A 17791-nucleotide genomic window follows, 5' to 3' on the forward strand; every position below is an offset into this window, starting at 1 on the left:
TCTCCTGAATAAAAACAATCCCCTACCTTGAGATCCAGTCCCTCCAAGGCAACCAAAAACTGTCATCTATGCACGAAGACGGCGCGATGCGCTCGCAGACTGGTACCTCCTTGTAGGTGATAGGCCACTCTGTCGGCCATCCCAATTTTGTGCTATCAAGATAGTAGCACGGCGTAAAAAACCGTAATCTACCTGAGTCTGGGCCAGGGATTAGCCATGGTCGGCACTTGAATTTTGAGGAAAAGCAGTGGAAGCGCACAAGGGACCTGTAATCGACTCCTCACTACTCGAGTGGATAGCAAAAGGTGGTCCGTTCCCCCCAACTTTTGATCTAATTACCAGTGCAAACGGTTCGACCACCACATACGAGATAGCTGACCGGGACGAGAACGGTTTGATACCGAATTTGGTAGATCGCACTGGAAAAAAGGGTTTTGTACTTCGCGTAGTTGATCAAGTTACAAAACGTGAGTTAGCCGCAAAGTTTTGTATTCCCGCTGATTATCAAGATAAATCACCCAGCCTAGAGGTAGAGCTTGCTTCTAAGCTAAAAGGCGGAGGTGATTTTATCCACCTTTTGGCAGGAGTCGGAAGGGCAGCCCCATTTTCCACTCAGCCTGATACCGCTGACAAACGTAATTGGATATGTTTTCTAAGCGACTGGTTAGATGGAACTACGCTTAAAGACCACTTAGAAAAAAACCCTGATAAAATAACGTCAATGCTAGTGGCAAAAGTAGCGGAAACACTCATATCCGCAGTACTATTTCTAGAAATCAAAGGATACAAACATGATGATTTGCATCTAGCAAACATTATGCTCGTGGACACAGACCCTGCTCGCCTGGCCATCGATCCAACTCTGCCTCCGACATCCGTAAAAATAATTGACTTAGGAAGCGTAAAGGCACTAGACAAAGACACTAAAAAAGCCGACGACGACTGGTCATCGATAGCTAAGTGCCTTGCGCAGCTCCACAATCATCTTCATAAAAATCGAGCCATTGCTTCTCGTCACACCAAGTTTTTAATGTGCTTGCGCGAACTGATCGAGGCATTTGCCGATGATGACCCTGGACGGCACTTTCCTGAGCCATCAATGTATGTAGCTAAGATCAAAGATGCAGCTAGTACACTGACAATGTTTCCAAGACCCACTGCCAAGTTCCATCCCTTCGAGGCTATTAGCGCTGAACACCTGGCAAGCGACGAGTTATTGTTACAGCTCTTTGTCGACCATCTTCCTTGGATTAGCTTATTACAAAATCCAGAACCGTCAGTATTGATTGGTCCACGAGGCTGTGGCAAATCCATGGTTTTCCGCCACCTCAGTATCAGGACACACGTTTCAAACTTAGATAGCAACCCCAGCATCTTAGACACCCTAGGATTCTTTGGCGTATATATTGGATGTGCTAGTGACCTCCAAAATGATCTTCTTTGGCTCTCACGCGAGAAAGAACGCCCAAAACGTTTGAGCGAAGAAATTACAACATATTTCAATCTTGTGCTCGCTCGTGAACTTTTCAGATCATTAGCAATGTGCGCGTCTAACCAGTCAATGACCAGTGCTCTTCAGATGACTGAAGATTCCAGGATCAAGTTATCAAATTTTGTTACCGATCAAATTGGAGAAAGTGCTGAAATAATAAGAGTAGTTGGCATGGACCCGTTACAGGCGGGAGCGGACATGCTCGATCGTCTCAGGCTTAAAGTTAGCAGAGATTTATTGGACGAAAATAAATCTAGCATTAAACTTGCGCCAACCTTCATACGCGAGATTTGTAGGCATGCGCGGTCGTTGATTCCAGGCCTTAAAACTTGGAGGATCGCCTTTCTATTAGACGACTATACTTCTCATCGCCTCTCGCCAGAAATCCAGTCTATTTTAAATACTGTGCTTTGGCAGCGCGATGAAAGTCACGTTTTCAAGGTCTCAAGCGAGCCCTACGGCTTCATTTCAGATCATGCCGACAATGTTCGAATAGACGTCAACAGAGAGTACACCCTTATCGATGCGGGTGAGCTCTCCATACCTGCAGAACGTGAAGGAGAACGCAGAACCTTCATATCCAACCTCTTGGACAAACGTTTGGAAGCAGCAGAATATGCTGGTACCACTGCCACTTTGATTGGCAATAGTGAATTCAAGCATGACAACGAACTTGCTGAGGCTATTCGGTCAACTAAAGGATCGAGAGCTGGGCAGCGTAGTTTTTATTATGGAATTCATGTGCTGTCAAATGCCTGGAGCGGTGACGTTTCCACTATTCTTCATATGACGCGGGAAATGTTTGCACGCGCCGACGTAGACAGTAAGAGCACAACGCTAATTCCCGGACATGTCCAGCATAAAGCAATAACTAAAGTTTCTACCGCTTTGAGAGAGCGTGTAAGCGCTTTCCATCCTTTCGGAGCGGAGATGAGTGGGATACTTTTCAGCTACGGTGAGCTTGCGAAAAAGCTACTTGTTGAAGCACCCTCGCGCTCCAATAAAAGCGGAGCCACTATTGTACAAAGGCGATACCGTATTGAGATGAGCCTACCTTTTGGTGTTGATCTAGATAGCGAGCTTAGAAAGCTCACAAACGGTGAAACTTTAGTAGCACTGAAACGCGAGCTCGTCAGGCGTGCCATTTTTATTGAGCTTCCACCCAGTCGTGGTAAAGAGTCTGCCAGCACTCAAACGATTCGGTGGCAGTTGCGTTCGTCATTACTGCCAAGTTTCGGCACATCCCTGATACGAAAAGACTATATCGATATAAAGCATATTGACGACTTCGCAGAGCTATTAACAAACCCGACAACCTTCGCTACTAAGGTATACGCTAGATATTCCCGCACGCCTGACTCATTGTTCGGCGACCTGTTTTCGGATGAAGAAGAATGAGCGCTCGCAAAAAATTCCTAGTAAAGCCGATATTAGCATCAAACGTAATATCGACATTGCCCGTAATAAAAAAAATCGACAACAGATCATTTTCACTGGATCTCTTTATCGGTACTTGCGGATTTGAAGAAAGGGTATTAGCCACGCCTAGAGCGCTTCAAGAGAATGCCTCCACAGCAAGCAAGGTAATTCTTGGCACTTACAAAACAAACCCAGAAGACAACTCCAAACGTCAAACCGAACTCATTCCTTTGCTTAAATCGATAAGCGACGATATAGCTTTTTTTGAGGCCGAATCTCCCGAGGATATCTACCGAACCATTGCAAGCTCTTTATCTCACTTACCAAAAACACAAAAAATCAATATCGGGTTAGATATTAGTGGCGGATCTGCAACTTTTATAACATCTGCACTTCTATCATTGGCGCGACTAGAGCGTGAGCTGAAGTTACAAATTTTTTATACCACCGCTGCTACGTATCACTCTCCGTGCGAAAAAAGCAGAACCGAACCGGTATCACTATGGAGCGACACGGATCTTAGGGAGCGTGGTGTACTAGATGTATCGGCTAACGAGTTGGCACCTGGAATTCAGCATGATCACTTCCCTAACTACGCCATAGCCCTACCCTCAATGTTCCCGGCTAGGCTCCAGCGAAGTCTTAGCTTTCTGGGAATAGGAACCTTAGGTGGAGTAGAAAAAAACGTCTTTTGGATTTTGCCCAAGACAGATAATGCGGAACATTCGTGGCGGCAGTCTCAAGTAAAATTATCTCTAACAGAAATGATATACGGCGCTCCGGAACAAGGCGAGCCCCAACGCTCACTCCCTAGTGGCCAATACGAATATTGCGATGTTTTAAGCTATACGGAGTGCCTACGTATAATATTAGATCAAAGCCAAAAAAACCCAAATACCAACATATCGGTTATTCACGCAGGTACCAAAATCCAAGCAATTGGTACAGCTCTAGCCATCGCGGCCCGACCTGAAATAGCCCTTATCAAAGCAAGACCCCAAACATTCTCAGCCGATAACTATTCGCGAGGAATTGGCGAGACATTCACTATCTGCTTTGAGAATCTGCACGAATCATGTAACTCGCTGACTGAAATCGGACAGTTCGAGGTTGAAAACAATTGAACGCCATTTACACAAGCACTAACGCTAACAGAACGACTCCAGCTTTCAGCGCCGAAGAGAACATAATACTTTGCATAACATCCCTTCACCACCGCAGATATATTGAGGATATTATTCACGTTATTGGTTTGCCAATCGGCTCACATGTCAGACTTCGATATCGCAAACCTTATGTAGCTCAAGCATACTGGGACATGCTCAACTCAGGCTCTATATCGAAAAGCTACAAAGCTCTAATTGCGGTTACCGGATTAAAGGAAGACGGAACCTCTACAATTATTCCGCTACGAAAGGGTTCAATTGTATCAGCTCGGTGTGATGGCGACTTGGCGATAGTAGATATTGCCATACATGAATACATTTTTACGGCGTCTCTAAAAACCACTTTCTTTCAATCGCTAAGTACTGTAGCGAAAAACTTGCCGAACGACACGAACAATCCGGGACATTCGCCAGCGCACTACCTCCAGCCGCTCTCGATGAACCCGAAAGAACTTTCTGCCAACAGCACCGTAAAGGGCTGGGAAAAAGTTGCCGCCAAGTTTTTTGAAATCGACAATGCACTTAAACCCAGAGCCTCAGAAAGTCTTGTTCCTTTTCTCTACCATATCAAAAAACTCAATGGTAAAGAAACAAAAAAACTGGAAAAGAGAGGGCAGCTTTTCATTAAAATGGGCTCAAAATTTGATATTGATATACACACAATTGCAAGACCTACAGGGCAGGCAATTCGAAATCCACTAGGAGAGATTGTCATCGATTTATCTCACACAGCAGCTAGTTTTATCAGTTCTCGGAGAGTTCGCGTGGACTCCAGCCGAGATGTAAAAACCATAGGTTTGACTACAACGCCGCTGTTTAGCAATGCTGACGGCCATCTCTCAATTCGAATGAATATCTTCAAGAACGAGGAGGCTGACGCATCAGCAGTGGATGGCTCTCCTGCTTCAAAATTAATCTCAGCATCTAAACGGACTGAGTTGACTTTGGCAAGATATGATTTTCCGCTACGCGTAGGAGGTATCCGCCCATTGCTGGCTTCCGGCCTTATAGCAGGAGCAGCAGCACTATCGGTTTATAAATTTTCAACACAGGGCGAGTTTAAAGTACAAGACGCACTCATCCCCGGGATTGTCTTTATCTTGACATTTTTCGGACTGAGTTTGGGGATAATAAAGAAATAGAGTTATCCTAGCGCAGATAGCATTATTTCTTGGGTATCTACTGACCTCCAGCGCTCATCTCGCACTGAGCGCGGAAGACACCAACGATCCCGCCAGTAATCAGTCCACAGTTGATCATCAAACTTAGCCATATCTGGTATAGCATCATCTCGACAGACTTCGATTAAATTGTGAACCAATTCAAAAATGAATACCTCTCTCTTGATACCATGAGAGAGATATTTCCGTGAAATCCCCAAATCATTTAGTGTCCGCATAATATTTTGCCACCGGACCTTGGGACCATTACCGAAACCAGCAGGAACATGGCGACCAGTACTCTTTAACCACTCAACAATTTTAGGGTACAACTGCTCCAAATGGATAGTTCCGTATCCTTTTGTGTAACCCAGTGGAGTGGCAAGAACGCGATCGGCATATTTTAAGCGATTATAAATTGAGCTGCGGCCAAATGCGCTCGCTGTGGTAATAGCCAAAAGAGGCTGAGGAACCCTCTTTTCAAGCTGAGTGGTCACTTTATTCCCGTAAAGCGCCCAGTAAGCTTGTCTTATCTTTTCAGAGTGCAAATGCCCTGCGACTAGTTTGCCTCCGAGAAGTGAGGAGTACGCAGGTGTGGCACCAATCGTAAAAGCATCCAACGTATTGTTCACAAACTCCAGCTTCTTGTCCTTTGGAGCTCCGAGATATTTATCCCTACATGCAAGATCTGCTGAGGGTGATTGCAGACCGATGATGCCGATTACTGCCTCATGGTATGTGTCCATAAGAACGAACCGCAATCTCCGCCCATAACCACGTGAATAAGGCATAGACCAATATCCACGAGCGATTTTAAAAAATCTTTCTTCTAGTGACCGCTCTTTGACAAGAATCAGCTCCGCATTTATTTTTGCGGGATCAATATTTCGTCCATGAGGAAAGTAATGTGAAAGCTTTGATAATTCACGGCGGAGACTCGCGTAGTCTACGGAGCGGTCCCATTTTTTGGCAGCCAAATGCAGCGCTCGAATTAAATCCTTATCGCCAGCTTCATTAGATTCTTGACATGAAGTCCACGCACTGTGAATGTCTTCAGACAGGAGCAACCTCATCTCCTCATCGGAGATCGTAGCAATCGGTTCGTGCCCGGCAACGCCTAGGCTGGCCAGCAGGTCCATTTGTATAGCAGATTTTGTCACTGCACGCCATACCAAATTTAGGTCAAAACCTAATGATAATGTCAAATCGCAGCGCATTATGTCAATCATTATTGACAGCCGCCGATCTAGTTTGGTTTACCTAGGCACGTTTTGAGGTACGCTAGCAGTACACTCATTAGATTTTGGTACTTTCGCTAAAGTACGTCAGGCTACTAGTTTCCTGTAACAGGACCTCATGTAACTTACTTTTGATTAACCGTTACTTCTCTAACGATGCTGTCTACTCATATAACTCATAATCCTTTGGTCCACGGTTCAAGTCCGTGTGGGCCCACCAACTCAAAAGCCGCGCATTGCGCGGCTTTTGTGTGTCTGAAGACCCACTCTCAGTATCCGGACTGTCCACACAACGTCCGCCGCCCCACTTCGCAAACAACGGCCCAATATCTCTGGAAGCTTTGAACTCAAGTGCATTAACGCACGGGTCACACAGGAACAATGTCGCCTGCCCTCCTACTTGGCCCTTGAACCGAATATGCGACTCAAGCGCAAACGTCGTACCTCGCGCCTGCAAGCGTTCCGCCAGTACGTGCCAATCTTCACAGCCCAATACCACGCCGAAATACGGCACGGGGACATCGTGGACGTCGACGGCATTGGTGTGGGCCGCGTCCTGGAAGGCGGTTTTCGGATGTCCGGGGATGACCAATGGGTGGCCGAAGAAACTACTGACTGTGGCTGGAGCGCTCGCCCCAAGTAAGAATAATCCCGCTGGGCAACCTGATGTTTTACCGAGAGGTCATCCTACTGAGTCGCTATAGCCAACGGCACTTACCAGTGCCACAACTGTTTGCCCGCTGCCTGCTGGACGATTCAAGCCTGTAACATGCGTTTCCATTGCAGCCCGTCACGGAGCCTCCCTTGCCTGTCCTCGATGAAATCGATCGCCAACTGATCGCCGCTTTGCAGATCAACGCCCGCGAAAGCGTAGCCATGCTTGCCCGGCAGCTGGGCATCGCGCGCACCACGGTGACCTCCCGCCTGGCGCGCCTGGAGAAAACCCAAGTGATCACCGGTTATGGCGTGCGCTTGGGCCAACGGGTGGCGGACGGTGGTTTGCAGGCCTACGTGGGCATCACTGTGCAACCTCGCTCAGGCAAAGAAGTGTTGCGCAGGCTGAGTGCCATGGCTCAGGTGCAACAGTTGTGCGCGGTGAGCGGCGAGTTTGATTACGTGGCTTGGCTACGGACGGATTCGCCGGAGCAACTGGATCAGTTACTGGACCAGATCGGCAGTGTCGATGGTGTAGAGAAAACCACCACCTCGATCATCCTCAGTAACAAATTGGATCGCGGACAACCAATCTGACCAGCAATCTCGTCACTTCGACTGAAAACAATTCATTCCGACGACACATTGCCTCTTATTAACGAGCGCAACGCTCCCTAAACTGGCTGCCATCTTTTCCTATACTCAGCGGGTCGTGCCCCGCCGGGTATCCAGCCAGGTCAGCCATGAATACGTCGAACAAAAACAGTCGCCACCCTGCAGACGGTAAAAAGCCCATCACCATCTTCGGCCCGGATTTTCCGTTTGCCTTTGATGACTGGATCGAGCACCCCGCAGGCTTGGGCAGCATCCCCGCCGCCAACCATGGTGCAGAAGTAGCCATCATCGGCGCAGGTATCGCCGGGCTGGTTGCCGCCTATGAGCTGATGAAGCTGGGCCTCAAACCCGTGGTGTACGAAGCCTCGAAAATGGGTGGCCGTTTGCGCTCCCAGGCTTTCGAAGGTGCCGAAGGCATCATCGCCGAGCTGGGCGGCATGCGCTTCCCGGTGTCGTCCACCGCCTTCTATCACTATGTGGACAAGCTGGGACTGGAAACCAAACCGTTCCCCAACCCACTGACGCCGGCCTCCGGCAGCACCGTGATCGACCTCGAAGGCCAAACCCACTACGCACAAAAGCTGTCCGACTTGCCTGCACTGTTCCAGGAAGTGGCTGACGCCTGGGCCGACGCCCTGGAAGCTGGCTCGCAGTTCGGTGATATCCAGCAAGCCATTCGCGACCGCGACGTACCGCGCCTCAAAGCGCTGTGGAATAAGCTGGTGCCCCTGTGGGACGACCGCACCTTCTACGATTTCGTCGCCACGTCCAAGGCGTTCGCCAAGTTGTCGTTTCATCACCGTGAAGTGTTTGGGCAAGTCGGTTTCGGCACCGGCGGCTGGGACTCGGACTTTCCCAACTCGATGCTGGAAATCTTCCGCGTAGTGATGACCAACTGCGACGACCACCAACACCTTGTGGTCGGTGGCGTGGCCCAAGTGCCAATGGGTATCTGGCGCCATGTACCGGAACGCTGCGCCCACTGGCCGGCCGGCACCAGCCTCAGCTCGTTGCACAGCGGCGCGCCGAGAGCCGGGGTCAAGCGCATTGCACATGCAGCCGATGGCCGTTTCGCGGTGACCGACAACTACGGCGACACCCGCGAATATGCCGCCGTCCTCACCACCTGCCAAAGCTGGCTGCTGACCACCCAAATCGAATGCGATGAAACCCTGTTCTCGCAAAAGATGTGGATGGCCCTGGACCGCACCCGCTACATGCAATCCTCGAAAACCTTCGTGATGGTCGACCGCCCCTTCTGGAAAGACAAAGATCCGGAAACCGGCCGCGACCTCATGAGCATGACCCTCACCGACCGCCTCACCCGCGGCACTTACCTGTTCGACAACGGCGACGACAAACCAGGGGTGATCTGCTTGTCGTACTCGTGGATGAGCGACGCGCTGAAAATGCTTCCGCAGCCTATCGAAAAGCGGGTAAAGCTGGCCCTGGATGCCTTGAACAAGATCTACCCGAAAGTCGATATCAAGGCGCGCATCATTGGTGATCCGATCACCGTGTCCTGGGAGGCCGACCCGCATTTCCTCGGGGCCTTCAAAGGCGCGCTGCCTGGCCACTATCGTTACAACCAGCGTATGTATGCGCACTTTATGCAGAAGGACATGCCAGCCGAACAGCGTGGGATTTTTATCGCCGGCGACGACGTTTCCTGGACACCTGCCTGGGTGGAAGGCGCAGTACAAACCTCGCTGAACGCGGTGTGGGGCATCATGACCCACTTCGGTGGCAGTACTCACGCCGAGAACCCAGGGCCGGGCGACGTGTTCGATGACATCGGGCCAATCGCCCTGGCCGAATAAGGAGTTACGCCATGCGTGTCGCCCTGTACCAATGCCCGCCGCTGCCACTGGAAGTGGCGGGCAACCTCAAGCGCCTGCGCCAGCTCGCACACGAAGCGACCGGCGCCGATGTGCTAGTGCTGCCGGAGATGTTCCTGACCGGTTACAACATCGGCGCAGAAGCCGTCGGGGCATTGGCCGAAGCGCAGGATGGCGAGTCTGCCCAGAGCATTGCCGACATCGCGCAAAGCGCCGGACTGGCCATTTTGTATGGTTATCCTGAGCGGGCCGACGGTGGACAGATCTACAACGCCGTGCAGCTGATAGACGCCAACGGCCAGCGCCTCTGCAACTATCGCAAGACCCATCTGTTCGGGGATCTGGACCATTCGATGTTCAGTGCCGGCGACGATGACTTCCCACTGGTGGAGCTCAACGGTTGGAAGCTGGGATTCCTGATTTGCTACGACCTGGAGTTCCCGGAAAACACCCGACGCCTGGCCTTGGCCGGGGCCGAATTAATACTGGTGCCCACCGCCAACATGGTGCCGTTCGATTTCGTTGCCGACGTCACCGTGCGGGCGCGGGCCTTTGAAAACCAGTGCTACGTGGCCTATGCCAACTATTGCGGGCACGAAGGCGAGATTCAGTACTGTGGCCAAAGCAGCATCGCCGCACCGGATGGCCAGCGCATCGCCCTGGCCGGTCTGGATGAAGCCTTGATTGTCGGCACGTTGGATCACCAATCGATCCTCGACGCCCGCACCGCCAATCACTACCTGCAAGACCGTCGCCCCGAGCTTTACGGCCCGCTGCACAAGCCCTGATCCGATGGGTTTGTTAGCATAGGCACTTGCCCCGTTCTGGAAGTGCCCATGCCTGTCCCGGCCCACCCTTATCCCGTTCATTTGACCCTGGCCAACGGCCTGCGGGTTTGCCTGCGCCATGCGCCACGTTTGAAGCGTTGCGCCGCAGCGTTAAGGGTGGCTGCCGGCAGCCATGACGTACCGTTGGCTTGGCCGGGTCTGGCGCATTTTCTTGAGCATTTGTTGTTTCTCGGCACCGAGCGGTTTCCCAGCGGTGAAGGGTTGATGGCCTACGTACAACGTCACGGTGGCCAAGTGAATGCCAGCACCCGCGAACGCACCACAGACTTCTTCTTTGAACTGCCCGTTCCGACCTTTGCAGAGGGACTTGAACGGCTGGCCGACATGCTGACCCATCCGCGCCTGACGCTGGAGGATCAACTGCGCGAGCGCGAAGTGCTGCACGCAGAGTTTGTCGCCTGGTCTCAAGATGCCAAGGCTCAGCAACAGGTGGCGCTGTTCGAAGGCTTGGCGGCGGATCATCCGTTGCGTGGTTTTCATGCCGGCAACCGCGACAGCCTGCCGGTGGAGCGCGAGGCGTTTCAACAAGCCTTGCGGGAATTCCACACACATTTCTATCAGAGCGGGCAGATGACTTTGAGCCTTGCCGGTCCGCAGTCGCTGCAAGAGCTGGAAGCCCTGGCGCAGCAGTTCAGTGTGCAACTGGTCTCTGGCCCGCAACATCCGCAGGCGTCGCCACCGGCCCTGATGCAAGGCCAGGCTCGGCGGTATCAGCACACCGAAGGCGGACACCTGCACCACGTCATCACCTGTGACGTACCCCGCGAAGCACTGGATTTCCTCTGCACTTGGCTAAACGCCTCTGCACCGGGCGGGCTGCTCGCTGAGTTGAAAGCACGGCAATTGGTCAGCGCACTGCAGGCGTCAGTGCTGTACCACGCGGCCGGACAAGCAGTGCTGGATATCGACTTTACGCTCGGTACCGCAGACAAACCGGCGACACACATTGAGGCACTGTTGCACGACTGGCTGAGCTTTTTCTCACACAGCGACTGGACTCCGCTGCGCGAAGAGTTCGCGCTGCTGAACGTGCGACAACAACAGATCCAGGGCGCCCTGGCATTGGCCCGAAACGACAGCGACGATCTGGGTGAACAAGGCATCGTCGCGCTCAAGACCCTACTTGAATCACTGCAACTACCGCCCGCCGAACATCGCTGGCAACTCCCATCGAACAATCCGTTCCTGCGCCCACCGGTCAAGCAAGAGCGCGCAGGCCTGATCCGCGGCCAAACCAGCGCCCACCGAGGGCTGCGAACCTTTGCCCAGGATCGCTCGCGGGGTCGCCGGGAGGTAGCGGCGCTAACATTCAGCCAGGCCTTGGCGGATGACAGCGACGAAGGCGCGCTGTACCTGCAATGGCGGTTTGGCTCGCCAGTTGCTGCCGGGGTGGAAAGCAGCTTGCAGCCCTTGCTTGAAAATGCAGGTCAGGCGGGTGTTGAAGTGTCCTTTGAAGCCACCGGTAGTGACTGGCTGGTGAAGATGACCGGCCTGCACGAGCCCATGCCGGCCGTGCTGGAGGTCTTGGCGCAAAGCCTGAATCAGCCGCAAGAAGCTGTCATCGCGCCACCGCCCATGATCCCAATCCGAGCGTTGCTCAAGGCGCTGCCCTCGTGCTGCGCCGCTGGTAATGTCGACCCCCACGAGCAGCCTCCATCCTGGGCGACCGCACGCTGGCATGGCCTGGGCCTGGGTTTACCCATCGCAACTCAAGCGTTGATCAAAGCGGCCGCCGCCCTTCTGCCTGGGCAACCTGCCCACATCGAACAAACAATGCAAAACCTCAGTGGTCAACGCGTGTGGCATGAGATAAAAACCAGCTCCACCGAAGCCGCCTTGCTGCTGTTTTGCCCGACCCCAAGCCAATCCCTGGCCGATGAAGCGTCGTGGCGACTGCTTGGACACCTGCTCCAAGCTCCTTTCTACCAACGCCTGCGGGTTGAGCTGCAGTTGGGCTACGCAGTATTCAGCGCAGTCCGACAGATAAACGGGCAAACCGGCCTGTTGTTTGGCGTGCAGTCTCCCAGCGTGTCCCTGGAAGGCATCGTTGAACACCTGGAAACTTTCCTGGCCCAACTGCCAGCGTTGGTCGGCAGTTTCGAAGATCTGGGCAACCTTGCCCTGGCTCAACAATTTTCACCTCAGGCGTTGCCGGTCGCCCAAGCTGCCGAGCTGCTGTGGCACGCACACTTGGCCGGCCATCCGTCGGGTTATCTCACGCACATTCAGCAACTGATCCACAGCGTTAGCCGTGAAGACCTGCTGCGGGCCGCCCAGCAATTGAATGACGCCCTAGGTGGCTGGCGCTACGTAGCCAACGGCCCGGAGACGTTGAGCGCCTGAACGCCAGCAGGCTGATCATTGCCAACCCTGCAACAGGCTTTTTCCACCAAGACAGCGCTAACCTGACAAGAATTGAGTAACATTCCTACGCACACATCTGAACATCTCCGACTGGAGGTGGACTATATGTATTACTTGGTAGTAAACGTCCCATCACTTCGTAGGAGTAAGAATATGACTTGGTCCAAACCTGCTTACACTGATCTGCGCATCGGTTTCGAAGTCACCATGTACTTCGCCAGCCGTTAATCCGCTGGGTAATACAACGCCTCGGTTCGCCCGGGGCGTTTTTGTTTTGAGCTTTGCGTGATGGAGTAACCATGTTCGTCCAGATTCTAGGTTCCGCCGCCGGCGGTGGTTTCCCGCAGTGGAACTGCAACTGCGTGAACTGCGCAGGTTTTCGTGATGGCAGCCTGCGGGCCCAGGCACGTACCCAGTCGTCCATCGCGATCTCCGACGATGGTGTGAATTGGGTGCTGTGCAATGCCTCCCCGGATATTCGCGCACAGCTGCAAGGCTTTGCGCCGATGCAACCGGGCCGTGCCCTGCGCGACACCGGCATCAGTGCGATCATCCTGATGGACAGCCAAATCGACCACACCACGGGCCTCTTGAGCCTGCGCGAAGGCTGCCCGCACCAGGTGTGGTGCACTGACATGGTCCATGAAGACCTGAGCACCGGCTTCCCGCTGTTCACCATGCTCACCCACTGGAACGGCGGTCTGGCCTGGAACCGCATCGAACTGGACGCCAGCTTCACCATCCCGGCCTGCCCGAATCTGCGCTTCACTCCATTGCCACTGCGCAGCGCTGCGCCGCCTTACTCGCCGCACCGTTTCGACCCGCACCCCGGCGATAACATTGGCCTGATCGTTGAAGACCTGCGCACCGGCGGCAAACTGTTCTACGCCCCGGGCCTGGGCAAAGTCGACGCGCCACTGTTGGAGATCATGGCCGGCAGCGACTGCCTGCTGGTAGACGGCACGATGTGGGACGACGATGAAATGCAGCGCCGTGGCGTCGGTACCCGCACCGGTCGCGAGATGGGCCACCTGGCGCAAAACGGCCCCGGCGGCATGTTGGAAGTGCTGGAGCAACTGCCGGAGCAGCGCAAGGTGCTTATCCACATCAACAACACCAACCCGATCCTCGATGAAGATTCTCCCGAGCGGGCGGAGCTGGTGCGGCGCAATGTCGAAGTGGCTTACGACGGCATGAGCATTGAATTGTAGGAGCAGACGACATGACTGACACACCGTTGACTACCGCCGAATTCGAAGCCGCCTTGCGCGCCAAGGGCGCCTTCTACCATATCCATCACCCTTACCATGTGGCGATGTACGAAGGCCGTGCCAGCCGCGAACAAATCCAGGGCTGGGTCGCCAACCGCTTCTACTATCAAGTGAACATTCCCCTGAAGGACGCCGCGATTCTGGCCAACTGCCCGGACCGCGAGATCCGTCGCGAGTGGATCCAGCGCTTGCTCGACCACGATGGTGCTCCCGGTGAGGACGGCGGTATCGAAGCCTGGCTTCGCCTGGGCGAGGCAGTCGGCCTCGACCCGGACCAACTGCGCTCCCAGGAATTGGTGCTGCCCGGCGTACGGTTTGCGGTGGACGCCTACGTCAACTTCGCCCGTCGCGCCAGTTGGCAGGAGGCCGCCAGCAGCTCGTTGACCGAACTGTTCGCGCCGCAGATCCACCAGTCGCGCCTCGACAGTTGGCCGCAGCATTACCCGTGGATCGACCCAACCGGCTACGAATATTTCCGCACTCGCTTGGGTCAGGCCCGTCGCGATGTGGAGCACGGCCTGGCGATCACGCTGCAGCACTACACCACCCGCGAAGGCCAGGAGCGCATGCTGGAAATTCTCCAGTTCAAACTGGACATCCTGTGGAGCATGCTGGATGCCATGAGCATGGCCTACGAACTCAAACGCCCGCCGTATCACAGCGTGACCGAGCAGCGGGTCTGGCATAAAGGGATCACCCTATGAGCTTTGATCGCAGCAGAACACCGACCTGGCGCCAGGGTTATCGCTACCAGTACGAGCCTGCGCAAAAGGGCCATGTGCTGCTCTACCCTGAGGGCATGATCAAGCTCAATGACAGCGCCGCGTTGATCGGCGGTTTGATCGACGGCGAGCGCGACGTGGCCGCAATCATCGCCGAGTTGGATAAACAATTCCCAGGTGTGCCTGAGCTCGGTGACGACATCGAGCAATTCATGGAGGTCGCCCGTGCTGAGCACTGGATCACCCTTGCCTGAAAAGCCGGCCATTGGCCTGCCGCTGTGGCTGCTGGCCGAGCTGACTTACCGCTGCCCGCTGCAGTGCCCGTATTGCTCCAACCCGCTGGACTTTGCCGAGCAGGGCAAGGAACTGAGCACCGAGCAGTGGATCAAGGTATTTCGCGAAGCCCGGGAAATGGGCGCCGCGCAGTTAGGCTTTTCCGGCGGTGAACCGCTGGTGCGTCAGGACTTGGCCGAGTTGATCGCCGAGGCGCGCAAACTGGGGTTCTACACCAACCTGATCACTTCCGGCATCGGCCTCACCGAGCAGAAGATCAGCGATTTCAAGAAGGCCGGCCTGGACCATATCCAGATCAGCTTCCAGGCCAGCGACGAACAGGTAAATAACCTGCTGGCCGGCTCGAAAAAAGCCTTCGCGCAAAAATTGGAAATGGCTCGTGCGGTGAAAGCCCACGGCTATCCGATGGTGCTGAACTTCGTCACCCATCGGCACAATATCGACAAGATCGACCGCATCATCGAGCTGTGCATCGCGCTGGAAGCGGACTTTGTTGAGCTCGCGACGTGCCAGTTCTACGGCTGGGCGCAGCTCAATCGTGTTGGGCTGTTGCCAACCAAGGAGCAGTTGGTGCGCGCCGAACGCATCACCAACGAATACCGCGCCAAGCTCGAAGCCGAAGGTCATCCGTGCAAGCTGATCTTCGTCACGCCGGATTACTACGAAGAACGCCCGAAAGCCTGCATGAACGGCTGGGGCAGCATCTTTCTGACCGTCACGCCAGACGGCACCGCCCTGCCCTGCCACGGCGCCCGACAGATGCCGGTGCAGTTTCCGAATGTGCGCGACCACAGCATGCAACACATCTGGTACGACTCGTTTGGCTTCAACCGCTTTCGCGGCTACGACTGGATGCCAGAGCCATGCCGCTCATGCGACGAGAAGGAAAAGGACTTCGGCGGCTGCCGTTGCCAGGCCTTCATGCTCACGGGGGATGCGAGCAATGCCGACCCAGTGTGCAGCAAGTCCGAGCAGCACGGCATCATCCTGCAAGCGCGGGAAGAGGCCGAACACGCCACCCAGACCATCGAGCAACTGGCCTTTCGCAATGAGCGCAATTCACGGCTCATCGCAAAAGGCTAACAGCCTCAGCGCTTGGCGATGATGTACACCGCGTGGATGATCCCAGGGAAGTAACCGCACAACGTCAGCAGAATATTCAGCCAGAACGCGCCGCCGAAGCCTACTTGCAGAAACACACCCAGTGGCGGCAGCAGAATGGCGATGATGATACGAATGATGTCCATGGGTCAGCTCCAAAAAATCGGCTCGTGCGAGCCGTGTAGCTAATCGACCTTTGCCATTCGTGAGGGTTCAGTGAATTCTGGCATTGAGCCATCCTGTAACGAGCAGGCAAAAAAACGCCCCCAGCCAAAAGAATCAGGCTGGAGGCGCCGCGTATACCGCGAGACGGTTCAGAAAAATGGGATTAAACAGCGATGCCCTTGCGGCATTGCAGCTGTGCGGTACGCACGCGGGAGAACGCGCGAGCAAGGCGCAGGAGCATTTCGTCAATGTTGCTTTTGCTCACCGTCAGCGCTGGCGTGAAGCGTAGGCAGTCAGGTTGCGGGGCGTTGAGGATCAGGCCTTCTTGCAGTGCGGCGCTTACTACAGCATCGGCAGAATCATCCGACAACGTCAGCCCCCACATCAGGCCCTGGCCGCGCAGTTGGCCGTGGTCGTAGCGATAGGCCAGACGAGTGAGGCCTTCGCCAAGATAAAAGCCGGACTCGCGCACATGCTCAAGAAAGCCATGCTCCAGCACCGTATCGAGCACCGCCGCGCCGGCTGACGCCATCAACGCATTGCCGTGATGCGTGCCTTCCAATTCGCCTACTTCGAAACAACACGCCTTGCCACGCGCCAGCAGCGCCGCCAGGGGCACGCCGCCGCCCAGACCTTTGCCGAGGGTGATGATGTCAGCGCGTACACCGTACTGTTGTTCAGCCAGCAACGTGCCATAACGACCGAGGCCTGTCTGCACTTCGTCAAGGATCAGCAGGATCCCCAGTTCACGGCACAAGCGCTCAACGCCCTTGAGGTAGCGCTCCGTCGCAGGGGTTACGCCGGCACCCTGGATCGGTTCGAGCATGATGGCTACGGTTTGAGCATCGACAGCAGCGTGCAGCGCCGGCAGGTCGTTGAAAGGCACATGGCTGAAACCAGGCAATTGCGGTTCGAAACGGTTTTCCAAAGTACCGGCCGATGCAGCCAGCGCCGCGAAACTGCGGCCATGGCAACCGTTGCTGGCACTGATGATGCGGTACGCGCCACCACGATGCAGCTGACCCCATTTGCGCGCCAGCTTGATCGCCGCTTCACAGGCTTCCGCGCCACTGTTGAGCAGATAAGCCTGGTCGCTGCCGGTACGGTGACACAAACGGTCGACGAGGTTGAGTTGGGCACGGTTATGCAGACCCACGCCGGGGTTGATCAACGCTTGGGTCTGGTCACTCAGCGCTTTGATCAACACCTGGGGGCTATGGCCGAGGCTATTGGCGCCATTGCCTTGGCTGAAGTCCAGGTAAGCGCGGTCGTCGCTGTCCCACAACCAGGAACCCTGGCCACGCACGAAGACTTGCGGCGGCCTCGCCACCGTGGGCATCAAGGATTCGCTGGACGGATCATCGTGCTGCGTATCCAAGACCAAATCGTCCAGGCTAGGCGCGGGGCGGCGAATAGAGAACAAGTTCACAGATCCCCCCCGATA

At 54.6% G+C, this 17791-nt stretch carries 15 protein-coding genes and 2 pseudogenes; 13 read left to right on the forward strand and 4 right to left on the reverse strand.

Features of this window, described 5'->3' with window-relative positions; all coding sequences use genetic code 11:
- Positions 1-247: 247 nt before the first annotated feature.
- Genes AOA61_RS09200 through AOA61_RS30875 form a run of 3 tightly spaced genes read left to right on the forward strand, consistent with a single transcriptional unit; the run spans position 248 to position 5219 of the window.
- Complete coding sequence (locus AOA61_RS09200; RefSeq protein WP_099601635.1) at positions 248-2890, forward strand: protein kinase family protein; 2643 nt, start codon at positions 248-250, stop codon at positions 2888-2890.
- A complete protein-coding gene (locus tag AOA61_RS30870; RefSeq protein ID WP_143521201.1) occupies positions 2887-4035 on the forward strand; it encodes a hypothetical protein in 1149 nt (382 codons plus the stop codon). The genes AOA61_RS09200 and AOA61_RS30870 overlap by 4 nt, the downstream gene beginning before the upstream one ends.
- Positions 4032-5219 carry a hypothetical protein gene (locus AOA61_RS30875; RefSeq protein ID WP_143521202.1) on the forward strand — a complete coding sequence of 396 codons (1188 nt, stop codon included), beginning with the start codon at positions 4032-4034 and terminating at the stop codon, positions 5217-5219. The genes AOA61_RS30870 and AOA61_RS30875 overlap by 4 nt, the downstream gene beginning before the upstream one ends.
- Before the next feature lie 2 nt (positions 5220-5221).
- Here the strand turns inward: AOA61_RS30875 and AOA61_RS09205 are convergent, their stop codons facing one another.
- Together AOA61_RS09205 and AOA61_RS32190 are read right to left on the reverse strand one after the other, a co-directional pair.
- Positions 5222-6454, reverse strand: coding sequence for a Druantia anti-phage system protein DruA (locus tag AOA61_RS09205; RefSeq protein ID WP_256583365.1), 1233 nt, complete (start codon positions 6452-6454; stop codon positions 5222-5224).
- A gap of 328 nt (positions 6455-6782) precedes the next feature.
- A pseudogene (locus tag AOA61_RS32190) lies at positions 6783-7082 on the reverse strand (VOC family protein); the annotation flags it as partial.
- Between the two features lie 8 nt (positions 7083-7090).
- Between AOA61_RS32190 and AOA61_RS32195 the strand changes: the two are divergent.
- The 10 genes and pseudogenes from AOA61_RS32195 to pqqE form a co-directional block, all read left to right on the forward strand.
- Positions 7091-7243 (forward strand): annotated as a pseudogene (locus tag AOA61_RS32195) (LysR family transcriptional regulator); the annotation flags it as partial.
- A gap of 36 nt (positions 7244-7279) precedes the next feature.
- Positions 7280-7726 carry an Lrp/AsnC family transcriptional regulator gene (locus AOA61_RS09220; RefSeq protein WP_032883895.1) on the forward strand — a complete coding sequence of 149 codons (447 nt, stop codon included), beginning with the start codon at positions 7280-7282 and terminating at the stop codon, positions 7724-7726.
- A gap of 146 nt (positions 7727-7872) precedes the next feature.
- Complete coding sequence (locus AOA61_RS09225; protein ID WP_032883896.1) at positions 7873-9564, forward strand: NAD(P)/FAD-dependent oxidoreductase; 1692 nt, start codon at positions 7873-7875, stop codon at positions 9562-9564.
- Positions 9565-9575: 11 nt separating this feature from the next.
- Positions 9576-10370 carry a carbon-nitrogen hydrolase family protein gene (locus AOA61_RS09230; protein WP_099601637.1) on the forward strand — a complete coding sequence of 265 codons (795 nt, stop codon included), beginning with the start codon at positions 9576-9578 and terminating at the stop codon, positions 10368-10370.
- Positions 10371-10418: 48 nt separating this feature from the next.
- Positions 10419-12773, forward strand: coding sequence for a pyrroloquinoline quinone biosynthesis protein PqqF (gene pqqF / locus AOA61_RS09235; protein ID WP_099601638.1), 2355 nt, complete (start codon positions 10419-10421; stop codon positions 12771-12773).
- A 174-nt stretch (positions 12774-12947) separates the two neighbouring features.
- Positions 12948-13022 carry a pyrroloquinoline quinone precursor peptide PqqA gene (gene pqqA, locus AOA61_RS09240; RefSeq protein ID WP_003194766.1) on the forward strand — a complete coding sequence of 25 codons (75 nt, stop codon included), beginning with the start codon at positions 12948-12950 and terminating at the stop codon, positions 13020-13022.
- A 71-nt stretch (positions 13023-13093) separates the two neighbouring features.
- Positions 13094-14005 (forward strand): pyrroloquinoline quinone biosynthesis protein PqqB, encoded by a 912-nt coding sequence (pqqB, locus tag AOA61_RS09245; protein WP_032883902.1) that lies wholly within the window; start codon positions 13094-13096, stop codon positions 14003-14005.
- Between the two features lie 11 nt (positions 14006-14016).
- On the forward strand, positions 14017-14769 hold the full coding sequence (gene pqqC, locus AOA61_RS09250) for a pyrroloquinoline-quinone synthase PqqC (protein ID WP_099601639.1): 753 nt from the start codon (positions 14017-14019) through the stop codon (positions 14767-14769).
- The gene (gene pqqD, locus AOA61_RS09255; RefSeq protein ID WP_095185054.1) at positions 14766-15041 is read left to right on the forward strand and encodes a pyrroloquinoline quinone biosynthesis peptide chaperone PqqD; all 276 of its coding nucleotides are present in this window, start codon (positions 14766-14768) and stop codon (positions 15039-15041) included. The genes pqqC and pqqD overlap by 4 nt, the downstream gene beginning before the upstream one ends.
- A complete protein-coding gene (gene pqqE, locus AOA61_RS09260; RefSeq protein ID WP_163033231.1) occupies positions 15013-16164 on the forward strand; it encodes a pyrroloquinoline quinone biosynthesis protein PqqE in 1152 nt (383 codons plus the stop codon). The genes pqqD and pqqE overlap by 29 nt, the downstream gene beginning before the upstream one ends.
- Positions 16165-16169: 5 nt before the next feature.
- Here the strand turns inward: pqqE and AOA61_RS09265 are convergent, their stop codons facing one another.
- Together AOA61_RS09265 and AOA61_RS09270 are read right to left on the reverse strand one after the other, a co-directional pair.
- The gene (locus AOA61_RS09265) at positions 16170-16328 is read right to left on the reverse strand and encodes a YqaE/Pmp3 family membrane protein (protein WP_003194776.1); all 159 of its coding nucleotides are present in this window, start codon (positions 16326-16328) and stop codon (positions 16170-16172) included.
- A gap of 182 nt (positions 16329-16510) precedes the next feature.
- On the reverse strand, positions 16511-17776 hold the full coding sequence (locus AOA61_RS09270; RefSeq protein WP_099601640.1) for an aspartate aminotransferase family protein: 1266 nt from the start codon (positions 17774-17776) through the stop codon (positions 16511-16513).
- Between the last annotated feature and the right edge of the window lie 15 nt (positions 17777-17791).

It is taken from the genome of Pseudomonas sp. 2995-1, assembly GCF_002742505.1.
GTDB lineage: Bacteria > Pseudomonadota > Gammaproteobacteria > Pseudomonadales > Pseudomonadaceae > Aquipseudomonas > Aquipseudomonas sivasensis.

Bases quoted from the DNA above. Each gene is read 5' to 3' on its own strand.
- AOA61_RS30870 (WP_143521201.1), top strand. From the start codon at position 2,887: ATGAGCGCTCGCAAAAAATTCCTAGTAAAGCCGATATTAGCATCAAAC.
- AOA61_RS09205 (WP_256583365.1), bottom strand. From the start codon at position 6,454: ATGCGCTGCGATTTGACATTATCATTAGGTTTTGACCTAAATTTGGTA.
- AOA61_RS09225 (WP_032883896.1), top strand. From the start codon at position 7,873: ATGAATACGTCGAACAAAAACAGTCGCCACCCTGCAGACGGTAAAAAG.
- AOA61_RS09230 (WP_099601637.1), top strand. From the start codon at position 9,576: ATGCGTGTCGCCCTGTACCAATGCCCGCCGCTGCCACTGGAAGTGGCG.
- pqqF (WP_099601638.1), top strand. From the start codon at position 10,419: ATGCCTGTCCCGGCCCACCCTTATCCCGTTCATTTGACCCTGGCCAAC.
- pqqB (WP_032883902.1), top strand. From the start codon at position 13,094: ATGTTCGTCCAGATTCTAGGTTCCGCCGCCGGCGGTGGTTTCCCGCAG.
- pqqC (WP_099601639.1), top strand. From the start codon at position 14,017: ATGACTGACACACCGTTGACTACCGCCGAATTCGAAGCCGCCTTGCGC.
- pqqD (WP_095185054.1), top strand. From the start codon at position 14,766: ATGAGCTTTGATCGCAGCAGAACACCGACCTGGCGCCAGGGTTATCGC.
- AOA61_RS09265 (WP_003194776.1), bottom strand. From the start codon at position 16,328: ATGGACATCATTCGTATCATCATCGCCATTCTGCTGCCGCCACTGGGT.